Source organism: Vibrio penaeicida (assembly GCF_030689305.1).
GTDB lineage: Bacteria > Pseudomonadota > Gammaproteobacteria > Enterobacterales > Vibrionaceae > Vibrio > Vibrio penaeicida_B.
The window spans coordinates 102,100-117,371 of the sequence record NZ_JAUYVM010000003.1 but is presented as its reverse complement, the minus strand read 5'-3'; the positions used below and the strand labels follow the sequence as shown (position 1 = coordinate 117,371).

Sequence of the window (15,272 nt, the reverse complement as noted above, 5' to 3'; positions counted from 1 at the left end):
AGGAATCACTCCTATGTCACGAATCCTCCAAATCACGGATGTACACCTTGCCGCTCGACCGAGTACAGTGTCCGATGTGCTGAATACCCATCAGATATTTGAGAACGCCGTAAAAAAGATTCAGAGCGACTTGCCTATGTTGGGCGAAATAGACGCCGTGATCGTAACAGGAGACATCTCCGACAAAGGCGATCTCAGCAGCTATGAAGTATTCAAATCCATCATTGACCAGTTGCAGCTTCCCTACTTTTTGATTCCGGGCAATCACGATAAGCGCGAACCCTTAAGGCAGTGTTTTCACCAACATCAGTACATGTCTCAATCGGGTGAAATCAACTGGGTTCAGCCGTTGGACGACTTCATGATAATAGGGCTAGACAGTACGATCCCCAATAAGGGCGAAGGCGAATTAACGCAAGATACGCTCTCGTTTTTGAGTGATGCACTGAATAGTCAGCCAGACAAACCCGCTCTGGTCGCCTTGCACCACCCGCCCTTTATGTCTGGTATTCCATTCATGGACAATATTCGGCTTAACAACTCAGAAAGCTTTGCACGAGTAATTGAGCAAGCAAGTCAGGATGTTCGTATTATCTGTGGTCATCTACACAACAGTATTGTCTGTGATATCGGAGGGTCGACGGTTATCTCCAGCCCCGCAATCGCAAGCACGTTTTTAACCGACTATAGAGAAAATGCGCAGGTGGGGTTCGTCAAATCCACGGGGGGATACATGGTGCATGATTGGGATAATGGGTTTCGCAGCTCATTCATATCACTCGACCTAGAGAATGAAGTGCATCCGTTTTAATGGATGGCTCCGTCGTACCATACACGTGGAGCCTTTAAATATCGTGATTTCTTTTACTTTATTACTTTATTACTTTATTACTTTATTACTTTGAAACCATGCTTCTTTAATATCCCTTGAGCGGTCTCACTTTTTAAGTACTCCGTAAGCACGGCGGCAGAATCGGTTTCGCTCACATTCACTAATGGGTAAGTGATGTTTGAATGTAAAGCTGCGTCAAATTCATGGGAGATGTTCACTTTTCCAGACGCAATCGCATCCGTTTTATACACAATCCCTAAAGGCGACTCACCCACATCCACAAACGCTAACGTCGCTCTCACATTTTTCATATGGGCCGTTCTTTTCTTTACGCTGTCCCATACGCCAAGGCTGGTGAGGGCTTCTTTCGCATAAATACCAGCTGGGACAGCATCGGGCTGCGCAATGGCCATTCTTTCATTTTTTAATAAACGAGCCCACTCGTTAGCTTTTGTGACATCAAATTGAATATTTTTGTCGGGAGAAGAGATTAAAACGAGGGTGTTGCTGGCGAGATTGGCGATGTTTTCTTTCTTGATGTTACCTTGTGATTCTAGGTAGTCCGCCCACTTACTGTTGGCCGAAATATAAACGTCAGCGGGTGCGCCACTATGGATCTGTCTGGCTAAAGAAGAAGAACTGCCGAAAACAGGGATGACATTGTAATTATGGCTTTTCTCAAATTTCTCTACGATTTCTTCGACGGCATTGGTCATGGAAGAAGCGGCATAGATCCGAATGTTTTCTTGCGCGTGAGCACTGCTGAACGCTAGAGCGCTACTTAACACTACAGCATTACTTATCACTAAAGCACTGCTGAACGCTAATGTTGCTATCCGTCCAAAAACACTCGACTCAAAAGCTTGCAACTTAAAAACTCGCTTTTTCACTTCTTATCCCTACTTAATTTTATATCCACGTAACCCGGCTCTATGAATCCACACACGTCGAATAACACTTTTCGAAACGAGATACTAACAGACCATTCACGTACTGGGAGTAAGGACTTGTAAGTATTGCCCCACGCTTCTGATGCTGTGCACTTCAATTAGCTAAGAACTATTCGCTTAAATGGTCTTCTTGTTTCGAAAAAATGCCTATACCGAAGCCGACAGTATAGGCACATCTTATTCTCAATTCAGAATTGATCAGTGATACAGGTTACGCCATGCGCATGTTCTGTATCCATTTTTCTCGAAATAGAAATTCCAGCAATTCGAATCGTAATTGCTGTTTCCTACATCGACGCGGTATCCACTGATATAAACGTCTTGTAGTGAAATAAACCGGCCATTTCGCAACAAGGACCAATGCAAGTGCGGCCCTGTTGATTGCCCTCCATCACAAAGTGCCGTGGATTTATTGTTCGCGTAACGCCCTAACCAATCGCCCGCGGAAATCCGATCGCCAGTGTTGTATTGCAAGTTATCCATATGGTAATAGCTAGTAGCGTAACCGCTAGAATGCGTTACCCTAATATTACAGCGAGAATAGCGCGTTACCGTTCCCCCATGAGACGCTTGAACCCAAGGTGTGTTGCTGCCCCATCCACCGCTGCCATTATTGAAATCTAATGAAGAATAAGGATAACCCGATCCTGTGTTGGAATGCGCACCACCACTTCGCCAAACTGAACCACTTGGCCAAGGGAATCTCAGAGTGAAGGTATTGTAGGTATTGCGTCGAGCAGAAAACTCGGGCTCGTCACTCTTTTGTTGCTGAGAACGAATTAAAGACTCGCCATAAAAGACCTGCGAGTACGCATCTAATAAACGATTCATATGATCTTTAGAGCGCAGTGCTTGTACGCCTTGACGAGATCGCTCCTGCTTGGAAAGGCGTATTTCGCCTAATGTACTTTGAAGAGCCAAGGTGGCGGGTGTGCTGTATTGAGGCAACGCCGTTCTTTTTCGGTTTAATGCTTCTTCAAAAGCATAAAAACGCTGGCTCAAACGCAAAGTGACGGCTTTTACTTGAGCATCGAAACCCACTTTATTGGTTAAACCCGGTAATGGATTTTCCAGCTTTTCTTCATCTGGTTGGCTCAAAAGCCCAGACTGCATTTCGATTAAACTAAGAATTAATTTAGGGCTGATACTGGCGTAGCCTGCCCAATGCATAATGACTTCTTTTTTCTCTGCTAGTAGCGGTGCATTTTGGGCAAAGAAATCATCCCAATCGATTTCATTCAATTCTGGACTAAATACAAAAGCCTGATCATCAATAAGCTGTAGGCTTGAAACGTCCAGTTTTTGTATTTGGAACGGCGTTACCGCAAAGGCTTCCTCTGGGTGAACTTGCGCTTGTGCTCCAAATACAATCGCCGCGAACAATGTTGCAGCTTGGCTAGTTTTCTTAAGGTTTATTTTCATTTGTTCCCTGCTATTTTCATTGGTTGTTAAAAAAGACATAAGCTAGTGAGTGCTTATTCATGGTTCAACTTTGAAATAGTGTTTCAGTGCAACAAGACAAATAATGCGACAAATCCTACATATGCAACTCAACAACAGGAAGCAATCTCTTAAATCTCTATTTTTTAATAAAGCTCCTTGCGAAACATATCATTTTGTCAAAATTTTTAAGTTATCGACTCGTTTATGTTTATTTAGAAAAATCTCAATAATTCAAATGGATATTCGTTATTTAGAATAGCAGCATTACATAATATTTGTTTCTTCAATCTTTTTTACTGAACTATTTTCTCATCTTCAATGTCAGATTTCTGTAATGGTACACGTGATGTCTTGTGTTTGATCTCAACTACACTTCTTGTTGTAACCCATATAAGTTTTGGTATTGAAGTAAGGAAAATGCCCTATTATGAAATCTGTAAGCCGAAGAGGCATAGTTAAAGGGCTCGTAGCATTAGCTGCGCTGCCTATGTATTCACGAAGTGCTGTATCTGCAATGTTTACCCCCAGTGCCACTGAGGGACCGTTTTACCCTCGATCATCCATGCGATTCCCAGACATCGATAACGACTTGGTCAAAGTGTCGAACGCAGTAAAAGAAGCTGGCGGTGAGATCATTCATCTGAGTGGAAGAATACTGTCGAAAGATGGGCAGCCACTGGCGGGGCACAGAATCGAAATATGGCAATGTGATGTGAATGGCAAGTACTTACATACCGGTGATGATAGAGAATTAAAGTACGACACAGGATTTCAAGGATTTGGACACGACATTACCGATGCCGACGGGAATTACCATTTCCGAACCATAAAGCCCACGGTATACCCGGGAAGAACACCCCATATTCATGTAAAAGTATTCGATCAGAAACGCGAGTTACTGACAACACAATTTTATATTTCTGGTGATGATCGCAATAAGGCCGATAGCATTTATCGCCGTATGTCGAAACAAGAAGCCGATAGCGTTTCTATGGTATTTAGCCAAAACAACGATAGAGTTGAAACTCGCGTTGATGTCGTAGTGTGATAGGTGCTATACCCAAGTGTTCTCAAGATGCTTGGGTATATTAATTTATAACGGTACGCCTTATTACAATTAACCCTATCCGGCACGTAACTCATAGAAATAAAAATAACAAACTATCCATTTAAATTCATTTCCTCAGAAATCACCTGAACCAAGATCGACTATTGATAATTATATTTACAAGGATCTGTTTTAAGGAAAAGTCTATTCTTTCAGTTGCTTCTAACCTCTAGTAGGCTTTGTTGCGTAATTCAGTTCAGAGACAGAATCGTCCCATGTCGTATATTTATTAGTCAATACGACAAGTTTTAGGCATACCTAACCCAGTAAGCTTATTCAGCGCCTTAATCATCGCGTAAGTCTCGCCCACTTGTGCATTGTAATTCCTTAAGCTCAGCCTTCCCCCTAGCAGCTGCTTAACTCTATACATCGCTGTTTCTGACAAAGATCGTTTGTGGTATCCATACCGCTCTTTCCAGTGCTGATTTGAGCCGTATAACTTCTGGCAACCCACTGCTAGGTTTCTAGGGTGACCCCGCTCCCAGAAGGCTGCACCTTCTCTTGGAGGAACAAGCGCAACAGCCCTTTTTATCTGAATAGCATCGTGACAAGCTCTTGTATCATAAGCACCGTCACCAGACACCTCTATGATTTTTCGTCGTGTTTGCTTCAGTAAGTTCGGGAGGACTTCTCCATCTGTCACCGTCGATAAACTGAGTTCGGCTGCGACAATCTCATGAGTACTTGTATCAACGGCAAGATGCAGCTTTCGCCAGACTCGACGTTTGCCGTCCGCCCCATGTTTTTTTACTTTCCACTCACCTTCGCCGTAAACCTTAAGACCCGTCGCATCAATGGCTAAGTGCTGTATCACTCCTCTCGTTTTAGTCTTAAATGACACCTCAACTTGCTTGGCTCTTCGACTGATACAGGTGTAATGAGGGCAGCAAAGTGGGAGCTGAGCAAGCTTAAATACTGAGTCAATAAACCCTTGTAGCGCTCGTAATGGCATAGAAAATACCCGTTTCACCATGAGCGCCGTGGTTATGGCTAAATCACTGAACCGACGTGGTCTTCCGTGAGTATTCTGCTTGCTTTGCGTCCACTCACTTATCGCCTCTTCATCAATCCAAAAGGTGAGAGAGCCACGGTTAATGAGTGCTTGATTGTATTGCTTCCAGTTGGTGGTTTTGTAACAAGGTTTAGGCATTGGGCTACGAGGTGAAGTGAATGTAGCTGATCAGATCGTAGGTTCTTGATTTAGTTCCAATGAATTACGCAACAAAGCCCCTCTAGTATCGAATTGGGCAATCCAAGTTATATTAGCTTTCCCAGTTCTCGTTGATGTAAATAGAATAAAGCAGATATATCCATCTTGGAAAGCCTATTCAATTTCATTTTAATTGTGGAGCTTAGCTTTCCTATGAAAAATACAAATCATTGTTGGTATTTATTATTTACATTACTGTTCTTTTTTAGCGCTTCAACATACGCTGATTTACGTGTGGCGTCATTCAATATGAACGGAAGAACAGAGAAAATTCCAGACTTCAAAAAATTCCTAAGTGGCGAGGAGGTAGTTGTTCTACAAGAGGTCAATGACATTCAGAAGACTCGTGACCAATACTCTGATTACCCTTATGTATATACAACAACCAATTCAACAACGGCATCGTCCTTTAATGTTAAAACGACCAGCATCATGGTTTTGTCTAAAGTCCCTTTTAAGTCGACCTACAGTGAACTGATCCAAACGGATCCAGCAGTGGATAAATGGGAGCGCAATGCTCAGCATGTCGTCCTTAATATCGGGGACGGCAACACTTTAAATTTGTTCCACTATCACAATACGTTTAATTTTCATGAGAATGGCAGCCAATGGGAGCGAACCGGAATGCGTAAGTTTGCTACTTGGGTGAAAAACAGGCTCAATATTTCGGACTTTTCGAGTGAAAGAAACGTGATTCTTACAGGTGATTTTAATGTGTATCGCCATCATGCCGCACAGGATCTTCCATCTTTAGAGTGTTCGAATGAATGGGTTGATTACGTCTGTTCTTCGATTCAGGTTTTAGCTCAAGGTCACTATGATTCAGGAGAGCCGATTTCTGATCACAAAGCAGTATGGGCAACATTAGATACAACCCTAAATATTCCCAATGCAGTCGGACCTAAAGTTCGTATTTTCAATAAGCAGCAAGGGGAATATCTATACGCAGCCGATTTTTCACCATTTGATGCCGATCGTCGTCGAGTATTCACATGGATTCCGGGCACACCTGTCACAAGTGGAGAATGGCGGTTAGAAGATATCGGGGATGGAACGGTCCGCCTATTTAACATTCATCAACAGGAATACCTCTACGCCGCTGACTTCGCACCTTATGATCAAGACAGAAGACGTGTATTCACATGGCGACCAGGTCATGCACCCGTTCAAGGTCAATGGAAAATTGAAAACATAGCCAATGGTGAGGTACGTATTTTAAACACCCATCAAAATGAATACTTGTACGCTGCTGATTTCCAACCTTTCGATAGAGACCGACGCAGGGTGTTCACGTGGCGTCCCGGTACACCAGTGAACCAAGGTGCTTGGATCATTGAATACATAAATTAGTGACAGAGTGACAGAGTGACAGAGTGAAAAGATGAGTGGCGAAGACAACTTCGCCACCATTTTCGCTCTTATTGGCAATTTGCTTCTTTTATAATGGCATCGATACGTTCTTTGTTTCCGATTTGCCAAACTTGCGCTGCTTCTTCAATAGTGAGGGTATGCGCATCCAGTAATGACGCTGCAAGTGCCAAGTCGGAATTAGATAACTTGAAATGACGAACAATGTTTAATGCGCAGGGTGATTTGATTGCCAAGTCATTCGAAACTACGCTTTTAAGCCATCCACCTTTTGGGTTGCCGCAATCCCATATATGCTTTTTGTTGTAACCCCATTCAGCATCGGATTGGCATTCCTCAGTGAAGTCGGGAAATTCGACAAAACTGCCTTCATAGATTGCCTCTACCCAATTTGGTGTCCAGTTGAAAACTAAAAACGGTACTCGGCTTTCAGTATAACGATGGATCAGACCATTCAGCTCATCACTGGTTTCTAATGTGACCACTTCAAAATCCAATTCAAGCGCTCGTATGCGAGCCTGATCTGGCTTTTCCCAAGGCCCTGAATAGTAAATACCCTTTCCTTTCCCGTCGGGGCTAAATACGGAGGCGCATTTCTGCAGCGCTTTCCAATCTGGCAACCCTGGGCAAAGCGCTTCACTGTATTGGGGATACCACCAATCTTCCCGAGTCGTGGCACGGTGCGTGCCGCCTACTTGCATGCGCCCACGCTTTACATGACTCATAAACTTGTTACCCATTGTGCCTTCCCACACTTCAATTTGGATATCGGCTCGCCCAGTACTCAACTGTAACCATTGCTCGGGAGAGGAATGAACGACAATGTCTGTATCAATGCCTTGATCTTCCAAAATATTCGCTAAGGCATGGGTAAGCACACGCTGGCTGGCCCAATCGAGCTCTATTAAAGTCACAGGTGTTGCTAAAACTGAATTAGGCAAAAAACTCAAAACAAAAATACAAATCAGGCGCTTCAAACTGGCTCTCACGGTGTTTTCTCGTAGATAGACTCCATGAGCTAAAGATAGTCCAAATTACCTTATTTTGGGTTCGCTTTAATTGGATAAACAAACCAATAATTGATATGTTATAACGTCTTACAACTGAGTAACCTCAAGATACTGGGCATATACAACTGGTATCTTTCACTTATCTAATTCTAAAGGTTTATCCATGGCTTCCACCCCCATCACTATTCTGCACGGCTTTCTTGGGTCGGGTAAAACGACCGTTTTGCGTAGTATTTTGGCGCAATCTCAAATGGCTGAATATGTGCCTTCAGTGATCGTTAATGATATGAGCGAGCTAGACGTAGATGGCGTGTTGGTCATGAATACTGATGTGGTGAATGAGAGCCATGGCAATTTCGTCACCATCAGTGGCGACAGTGTAAGCAGCCCAGAAGGTATAAAAAAGCTAGACAAGGCACTTAACCAATTGGTTCAACAAGCACAGCCACCGTGGATCCTGATTGAAACATCGGGTAGCAGCCACCCTTTACCTTTGGTCGAGTATTTTAAAGATCACGCTCTGTTTTCGTTAAAAGGCGTAGTCACGTTAGTCGATGCGACATGGTTGCGCGACGACTATTCACACGCAAAAACGCTCATCCCGAAGTGGCAAGAGAACTTGCAAAAAGGAGATCGAGGCATAGAAAATCTGCTTGTAGAACAAATTCTGTTTTCAAACCGTGTTTTTCTCACTAAAGCCGATCGATTGGATGAGCAATCAATCAAGAGCATTGCCGAAGCTTTGCATCCGCTTAACCCATACGCCTCTATTGTGAGCACATCTTGGGGTAATGTTGGGATTGAGCAATTTAAATCCATTGAAGACTACAATTTTTTCATGGTGCAACAACTGGCTGATGAGCTGAGAGACGGTGTTAATGCGCCACTCACACTGTCTGGGAAACATAACCAGAAGATCGTAGCAAAAGTGATGAAAGACGACCGCCCTTTCCACCCTCAGCGTTTATGGCAAACGTGCCATAGCTACCTGACACAAGGCGTATTCCGCAGTAAAGGTTTCTTTTGGATGCCAACACGAGATGACGTTTCACTGCTTTGGAGCCAAACCAACGGCAGTGTTGGTCTTGAGGTGGTTGGGTTTTGGCGTGAGTCGGTAAAGCATGATGACACTCAAAACTTTACCCCTGAGCAACTTGACATTCTGCAAGCCAAAATCGATAGCGTAGACAGCCGTTTCGGCGACCGACGTTGCCGCCTAACGGTGATTGGACAAAGCGACGAAGCCGATGCTTTTATTGAGGCGTTAAATCGCTGTTTCTTGACCGATGAAGAACTCGATCACTGGAAAGACGGCGGAGAATTTGACGATCCATGGCCAAAGAAAGTGGCTAAGGTTTAAGCCGCCTAGATTCAATTAAAGAAGGTCAAACATATGGGGGTAATGCACAAACATTACCCCTTATGATCAAACGTTAATAAGCTCTGACATTCACTCGCCAACTTATCCATCACCCACTGAATTTTATGTTCATCCTTTCTGCGTTTTTCACACATAAGATACAGTGACTCCCTCAACGATTGGAGATCAAATTCCGGTAAAATGATAAGTGATGCCTCACTACTTTTGAGTAAATAATGAGGTAGCAACCCAATCCCCATCCCTAACTGAACCGCTTCCAGTTTTGCTATGTTGCTCGATACGCTGAGTACATCTAACGAATCAATATCAACGTCGGATTTAGCAAACAGCGTTTGCCATTCTTGCTTACCATGTGATTGTGCAATCAGAGAGTGCTGCGCCAATTCCGATAAACCCTTAGGCATCCCACAGCGTTTAATATACGCATCGCTCGCTACTACACACTTTTCAACTTCGCCTATGTATACGCTGTGAAAGGTATTGTCCGGAACCCCATAATTGGTCGCGATATCAATTTTGTCTTCAAAGAAATGTTTGCTGCCTGCATTCTCTTGGAGATGAAGCGTGAGGTCGGGGTATTGCTGTCGCAATTTAGCAATAACAGGCAAAACAAATTTAATTCCCAGTGAAGTTGAAGCAGATACCGTGAGTTCAGCGCTGCTCGGCGACACTTGTTGCAATCCATCTAGCTGAGAAGACAAACGCCCAAAACTGCAAGCCACCTCCTGTGCTAGCGACTCCCCTTCCGCAGTTAGGGCAAACTGATGTTTGTTTTTTCGGTTGATAAGCTTAACGCTCAGAACCTGCTCCAATTTTCGTACTTGAGTACTCACTGTGGACTGAGAAATACAGAGCTGTTCGGCGGCTTTGGTGAAGCTGCCTGTTTGAGCCAGTGCATGAAAATATTTAAGAAGCGGCAGTGTTTTTTCAATAATCATTCAATTTATAGATAATTAACATATTCTTTATCTATTTTTATCACTTCAATACCTCCGATACAATTTCTGCGTATTCAACTTTCAGGAAAACCGAATGACGCTCGACATTCGCTACGCACTTCATCACGCCATTAACATCGGCACAATCTGTATATTCGCTCCAGTGATTGCATTATTTTGCCAGCACAAAGGTATGGATCTTAGTCAAATTGGTCTTTTCTTTGGGGTCTACTTTTTAGCAATAATTTTATTTGAATTACCTTCCGGCGCGTGGGCAGATCGCTTCGGTCGATTGAACGTATTTATGCTAAGCAAAGTGTTGGATTGCTTGAACTTTGCTTTGCTGTTTTATTTTGATTACATCCCCGCCTTGTATGCTGCATCATTTGTAGGTGGTATCGCTCGCGCCATGGGTTCTGGCGCAATGGAAGCATGGTATGTTGATCAGTTAAAGAAAGTGCATCGCTATCACCTGATGCCCAGTTTGCTCAGTAACGCACATGGTTGGGCGTTAGTAGCAATGGCTTTTGGTGCCGTTAGCGGAGCGGCTCTGGTCGCTTGTAATCTTCAATTACCAAACAATGACTCCCCTTATCACTGGGTACTGATCGTTGCGTTCACAATGCACTTAATTCTGGGTATTTCTGTCCCCTATTGTTTCCATGAAGGTGAGATAAAGCAGACGATTCGGAAAGAAAGATCTGATGTAAACGTCATAAAAAAAGTATTGATGGCTTGTATTCAGCATCCAATACTCAAACGCGTTCTGGGCTTACAGATCATTCACGGCTTTTTACTCTCAAGCATTCAAACTTACTGGCAACCACAATTGCTTACTATGTTGAATGAAAAAACGGATGTATTTGTATTTGGCTGGGTATCTGCGCTCTTTTTCTTTTCTGCCGCTTTGTCTGCGGCATGGATAAAGCGTTCACATAAAGGTTTATTGAACAATAATGGACGTCAGTTACTTGGGATTTTTGGCGCTTCTTCTGTGTTGGTTTTGCTATTAGCAACCACAAACTCTGCTCTGTTATTCATTGTGATCTATTTGTGCTTTGGGTTCGCTATTTTTGCCATCAAGCCTTTGCTCGCCATTCTGATGCATCAATACATAGAAGATCATCAGCGTGCGACTGCGTTATCCATTTTATCGCTCGCACTGAACCTAGGTGGTGTCTTAGTCGGGTTAGCCCTAGGCACCATAGCAGACAGTGCCGGTGTACGTGCTGTGTGGGTTATTTCAGGGGTAAGTGGGCTCATTTTTGTCGCCCTATTAATAAGGGTTAAAACCAAATGAATGAGACCCTCTTGCTCGGTTCAGAAAGTCATATCGGCTAATACTGGAATATCATTTGCTGTGGTGATTCGTCTCAAAGCGTCCATTCAGAAGGTGCAAGCTCCATTGTCATTAATTCACTTTCTTCTGAAATAGCAACAAAGCCCAGCTTTTGGTACAAACTAATAGCCGGATTTTCACTGAATACACGTAGGCGCAGATAAGACGACCCACGATGCTTTGCATGCTCAATGGCTAAGGTTAAACTTTGAGCACCGATGCCTTTACCTTGGTATTCAGCCTCTATCTGGAAGTCTCGTAGGTAGGTTGTATCGGTTTCGTATGTAAATCGAATTACGCCAACACGTTTGCCTGACTGGTAAATATCAAAGTTTTCAAAGGTATCCCAACTTTGAGTAAACATCTCGTGATTCCATTCGATACCACGTTTCTCGTAATAACGAGCCATGTTTGTTTTCGTCAGCTTCTCGGCAAAGCTTGCGTCTTCCGTCGGTGAAAATTCAACAGACATAAGATTCCTTTGTACATTTATGATGTTTTGGGGTGGAACTTCTTGGTCATTCCATGGCTATTTGGCGACACCAACCTGTAACCTAATTTTTGGTAGAACTCCGGCTCGTCAGCAATCATCGAAACATACGAACCTTCAAGCGCCACAGAAGCGATATAAGCATCGATATGTTCCATGATGGTTCTGCCCAACCCTTTCCCTTGATAGCTTGGGTCGACCGCGACATCCACCACTTCAAAGTTGCATGCTCCATCACCGACGACTCGCCCCATTCCAATAAGTTTGCCTTCGTCTCTAATCGAGAACGCATAGAGTGAATTGGGTAAACCAATTTTCGCTGCTTCCAGTGACTTTGCCGATAAACCTGCGGTGATTCTCATGGCAACAAACTCTTCGGGAGTCGGCGCTTTTTCAAAGGATTTAATACTCATAAACTCGCCAATAATTAAAAAAAACAATACTATAATAGCTTTTCCATTCGTTCTAGATCCCAGACATTTTCTTTGAAGTGCATGGCTTCTTTTTCAATCGAAACGGTTTTAAACCCAAGCGACTGATACACCTTTTTTGCCCTTTGGTTGTGGCTGAATACTGCAAGGCTGAGTTTGTTACAGCCGTAATCATGTTTAGCCACATCGGCAAGCGTTGTCAGGATAGTTTTTGAAATGCCTTTGCCGCGGAACGAATCTGAAACAAACACCAAACATATGCGGCAGTGCGTTTCTGATTGTCGGTTGAGTTCAACAAAACCGGCTGCCTGATCATCATATTTGATCAAGAAAGGGATAACTTCCGGTTGCTGGCAGTGCTTGTCCAGTTGATCACGGGTAAGTGGATATTGAAAAGTGGGACCAGCCCAAAGGTAAGTCAGCTCTTCTGACACTATCCAATCAATCAGATGCTCAAAGTCACCTTCCGTAAAAGGGACAAGTGCACAACTTAATTTTTCCATACTGCTTCAAACTCCTGAATTAGAGGAAGGAAGGGAAACTTGAATAAAACCGTTTCCATCCTCTCCAATATACTCATAAACAGTGGCATCAAATAGCTTTGATTTTATACATTCTTCATCGCGCTGCTGTACATTTTCAGCATCCCATCTTTAGACAGAATTCGATTCAGGAAAACGTAGAACTTATTGTCAAGAAACGGAATCTCTCTAAAACGCCCCTTGAACAAAGCATCCAACCCTTTCTGTGCAACTTTCGCTGGGCTGACTCGGTATTTTGCCGCAAATGTCCCCGTACCTGAGCTCGACTCGTCTTTGCCATCGAAAGTAAAGAAGCCTGTATCTGTTCGCCCCGGTGACAAACAAGTGATGTTCACACCTTTGCCTTTCATTTCTACGGCTAAGGCTTCAGTAAAGCTGGCGACATACGCTTTGCTGGCTGCATACGCTGCCATATAAGGCTGTGGTTGGTAAGCAGCGGTGGACGCCACATTCATTAGGTATCCTTTGCCTTGTTTTTCCATTCGTCTGGCAAAGTATTCACTCAAGGAAGTCAGTGCTAACACGTTGACCGACACCATTTGCTGTATTTGTGCCGACGTGTGCTCGATATGCGCACCATACAATCCGTAACCTGCATTATTAATGGCAACGTCGATGGGGCTGGAATAGGCTTCGAGCTGCTGAATCACCTGAGCATGCGTAGCCGGATCGGACAGGTCAGCGCAAATGGTTTGGCTGACGCCTTCAATTTGGCGTTCGAGTTCTGCCAATTTCTTAGGGTTGCGTCCGTGAACGATCAGTCTGTAGCCTTGCTCAGAAAGAGACTTTGCAAATTCGAAACCAATGCCAGATGTTGCGCCTGTGATAAATGCCGTTTTCATAATGTTGACCTCTGTTTTGTCTGTTGAGGTCTTCATCCTAAAGTCTCCCGTATAGGGGAGAGTCAACACCTATTTAACCTGAACTCGGGATAACAACTTGCTTTCTAATGGCTCTTTTCACTTATTACTGCGTTGAATCCTCTCCCAATAACCTGTTATTGGTTCGTGGCTTCGCCTTGTCTTAAGTGAAAATTTCTCATTAGAATGCCTCAATAAAAATGTTTTATTATTTTAATGGGCTAGCTAACCTCTTATCCCGAGTTCAGGTTATTTACTAAGAAATTATTGATTAATATTTTCCAATAGGCACTGATTGTAATGTTGAACGCTGATTTCCAGCTCATCCATTTCCTTAAGTCTTTTTTCCAATTCCGCTTTCTTGATGAGAATGTTGGTGCGCTTTTTTTGCAGTTCGGCTTTCAGTAAGTCCATCGGCACCAAGCCTTCCTGTGATTTGGCTTTCGCTATGGTTCGAAGCTCCTCCAAAGTAAACCCTAGCCCCTTTGCAGCTTTTATCATGCCTAGCACTTGAACATAACTGTCGTCGTAAACTCGGTATTTGCCATCGCGTTGGGGCGATTTGATTAACGCAATGTCTTCATAATGTCGAATCGCTTTAACGCTGACTCCAGTTTTTTTCGATAACTCTCCAATATACATGGTGCTTTCTCCTCCCTGATGTGTTGTTAGAGTGTAAGGAAACCAGACTAAACAGTCTCTAAATATTGGAGGGATTTACAATGTAAATTAGAAAAACTCGGGCGATACGAATACCGCCCGAGTTTCATCATCTATTGGTTACTGAAGTCTGCTTAGATTTGAATCGACTTCACCATGCCTGCTTCGTAGTGCCCTGCAATATTGCAGGCAAATTCAATGTTGGAATCGCCATGAAAGTGCCACGTCAATTGTTTCGCTTTGCCGGGCTTAACGGTAACAACGCTCCCAGAATCATGATTATGATGCCCCTTCTTTTTCATCATTTCACGGTGCGATTTCTGCTCGGCTACTGAACCAATCGCAAATTCATGATCGATTTTTCCAGTGTTGATCACCACAAACTGAACCACATCATTAGGTTCAATATTCACCTCTTTTTTAAACTTGATGGTCATGTCGTCGCTTAAAATAACGTGTACCACCTTGTCTGGCTTCGCGCCTTTGGCGGGCATCCCCACATCGGACATGCCTTCCATGTTCATCATATTGGAATGATCCATTTTTGAATGGTCCATCTTGCTGTGATCCATTTTCGAATGGTCCATACCTGCGGCGATAGCGCCCGACGCAACCATACTTAGAGCCAATGCAATGATTGATTTTTTCATCTGAATTTCCTTCTATTTCGAATTGAATTTGAATTTGAATTCAGGATTACCCACAAGTAA

General features: G+C 43.5%; 16 protein-coding genes. 5 read left to right on the top strand and 11 right to left on the bottom strand.

Features of this window, described 5'->3' with window-relative positions; translation table 11 throughout:
* Nucleotides 1-13: 13 nt before the first annotated feature.
* Nucleotides 14-811 carry a phosphodiesterase gene (locus Q8W40_RS06510; protein WP_305396406.1) on the top strand — a complete coding sequence of 266 codons (798 nt, stop codon included), beginning with the start codon at nt 14-16 and terminating at the stop codon, nt 809-811.
* Nucleotides 812-888: 77 nt separating this feature from the next.
* On the opposite strand, the gene modA is transcribed toward Q8W40_RS06510, so the two are convergent.
* Both modA and Q8W40_RS06500 read right to left on the bottom strand, forming a co-directional pair.
* The gene (gene modA, locus Q8W40_RS06505; protein WP_305396405.1) at nt 889-1,722 is read right to left on the bottom strand and encodes a molybdate ABC transporter substrate-binding protein; all 834 of its coding nucleotides are present in this window, start codon (nt 1,720-1,722) and stop codon (nt 889-891) included.
* Nucleotides 1,723-1,980: 258 nt separating this feature from the next.
* Nucleotides 1,981-3,204, bottom strand: coding sequence for a M23 family metallopeptidase (locus Q8W40_RS06500; protein ID WP_305396404.1), 1,224 nt, complete (start codon nt 3,202-3,204; stop codon nt 1,981-1,983).
* A gap of 448 nt (nt 3,205-3,652) precedes the next feature.
* Here Q8W40_RS06500 and Q8W40_RS06495 point away from each other — a divergent pair, with 448 nt between their 5' ends.
* Nucleotides 3,653-4,273 (top strand): protocatechuate 3,4-dioxygenase, encoded by a 621-nt coding sequence (locus Q8W40_RS06495; RefSeq protein ID WP_305396403.1) that lies wholly within the window; start codon nt 3,653-3,655, stop codon nt 4,271-4,273.
* Between the two features lie 289 nt (nt 4,274-4,562).
* Here Q8W40_RS06495 and Q8W40_RS06490 read toward each other — a convergent pair whose 3' ends face one another.
* Nucleotides 4,563-5,483 carry an IS5 family transposase gene (locus Q8W40_RS06490; RefSeq protein WP_305396402.1) on the bottom strand — a complete coding sequence of 307 codons (921 nt, stop codon included), beginning with the start codon at nt 5,481-5,483 and terminating at the stop codon, nt 4,563-4,565.
* A gap of 309 nt (nt 5,484-5,792) precedes the next feature.
* On the opposite strand from Q8W40_RS06490, the gene Q8W40_RS06485 reads away from it, so the two are divergent.
* Nucleotides 5,793-6,893 (top strand): endonuclease/exonuclease/phosphatase family protein, encoded by a 1,101-nt coding sequence (locus Q8W40_RS06485; protein ID WP_305396401.1) that lies wholly within the window; start codon nt 5,793-5,795, stop codon nt 6,891-6,893.
* 68 nt (nt 6,894-6,961) lie between these two features.
* On the opposite strand, the gene Q8W40_RS06480 is transcribed toward Q8W40_RS06485, so the two are convergent.
* On the bottom strand, nt 6,962-7,825 hold the full coding sequence (locus Q8W40_RS06480) for a glycine betaine ABC transporter substrate-binding protein (RefSeq protein WP_305396400.1): 864 nt from the start codon (nt 7,823-7,825) through the stop codon (nt 6,962-6,964).
* 259 nt (nt 7,826-8,084) lie between these two features.
* Between Q8W40_RS06480 and Q8W40_RS06475 the strand changes: the two genes are divergently transcribed.
* Complete coding sequence (locus Q8W40_RS06475) at nt 8,085-9,281, top strand: CobW family GTP-binding protein (protein ID WP_305396398.1); 1,197 nt, start codon at nt 8,085-8,087, stop codon at nt 9,279-9,281.
* Nucleotides 9,282-9,334: 53 nt separating this feature from the next.
* On the opposite strand, the gene Q8W40_RS06470 is transcribed toward Q8W40_RS06475, so the two are convergent.
* The gene (locus Q8W40_RS06470) at nt 9,335-10,240 is read right to left on the bottom strand and encodes a LysR family transcriptional regulator (protein ID WP_305396397.1); all 906 of its coding nucleotides are present in this window, start codon (nt 10,238-10,240) and stop codon (nt 9,335-9,337) included.
* Nucleotides 10,241-10,334: 94 nt separating this feature from the next.
* On the opposite strand from Q8W40_RS06470, the gene Q8W40_RS06465 reads away from it, so the two are divergent.
* Nucleotides 10,335-11,540, top strand: a complete 1,206-nt coding sequence (locus tag Q8W40_RS06465) for an MFS transporter (RefSeq protein ID WP_305396396.1) — start codon at nt 10,335-10,337, stop codon at nt 11,538-11,540.
* A 73-nt stretch (nt 11,541-11,613) separates the two neighbouring features.
* Here Q8W40_RS06465 and Q8W40_RS06460 read toward each other — a convergent pair whose 3' ends face one another.
* The 6 genes from Q8W40_RS06460 to copI form a co-directional block, all read right to left on the bottom strand.
* Nucleotides 11,614-12,051 carry a GNAT family N-acetyltransferase gene (locus tag Q8W40_RS06460; RefSeq protein ID WP_305396395.1) on the bottom strand — a complete coding sequence of 146 codons (438 nt, stop codon included), beginning with the start codon at nt 12,049-12,051 and terminating at the stop codon, nt 11,614-11,616.
* Between the two features lie 17 nt (nt 12,052-12,068).
* Nucleotides 12,069-12,482 carry a GNAT family N-acetyltransferase gene (locus tag Q8W40_RS06455; RefSeq protein ID WP_305396394.1) on the bottom strand — a complete coding sequence of 138 codons (414 nt, stop codon included), beginning with the start codon at nt 12,480-12,482 and terminating at the stop codon, nt 12,069-12,071.
* A 29-nt stretch (nt 12,483-12,511) separates the two neighbouring features.
* A complete protein-coding gene (locus Q8W40_RS06450) occupies nt 12,512-13,003 on the bottom strand; it encodes a GNAT family N-acetyltransferase (protein ID WP_305396393.1) in 492 nt (163 codons plus the stop codon).
* A gap of 104 nt (nt 13,004-13,107) precedes the next feature.
* A complete protein-coding gene (locus Q8W40_RS06445; RefSeq protein WP_305396392.1) occupies nt 13,108-13,920 on the bottom strand; it encodes an SDR family NAD(P)-dependent oxidoreductase in 813 nt (270 codons plus the stop codon).
* Between the two features lie 246 nt (nt 13,921-14,166).
* Entirely contained in the window at nt 14,167-14,544 is a 378-nt protein-coding gene (locus Q8W40_RS06440) for a MerR family transcriptional regulator (protein WP_305396391.1), read from the bottom strand.
* Between the two features lie 152 nt (nt 14,545-14,696).
* A complete protein-coding gene (gene copI / locus Q8W40_RS06435) occupies nt 14,697-15,212 on the bottom strand; it encodes a copper-resistant cuproprotein CopI (protein ID WP_101110283.1) in 516 nt (171 codons plus the stop codon).
* Between the last annotated feature and the right edge of the window lie 60 nt (nt 15,213-15,272).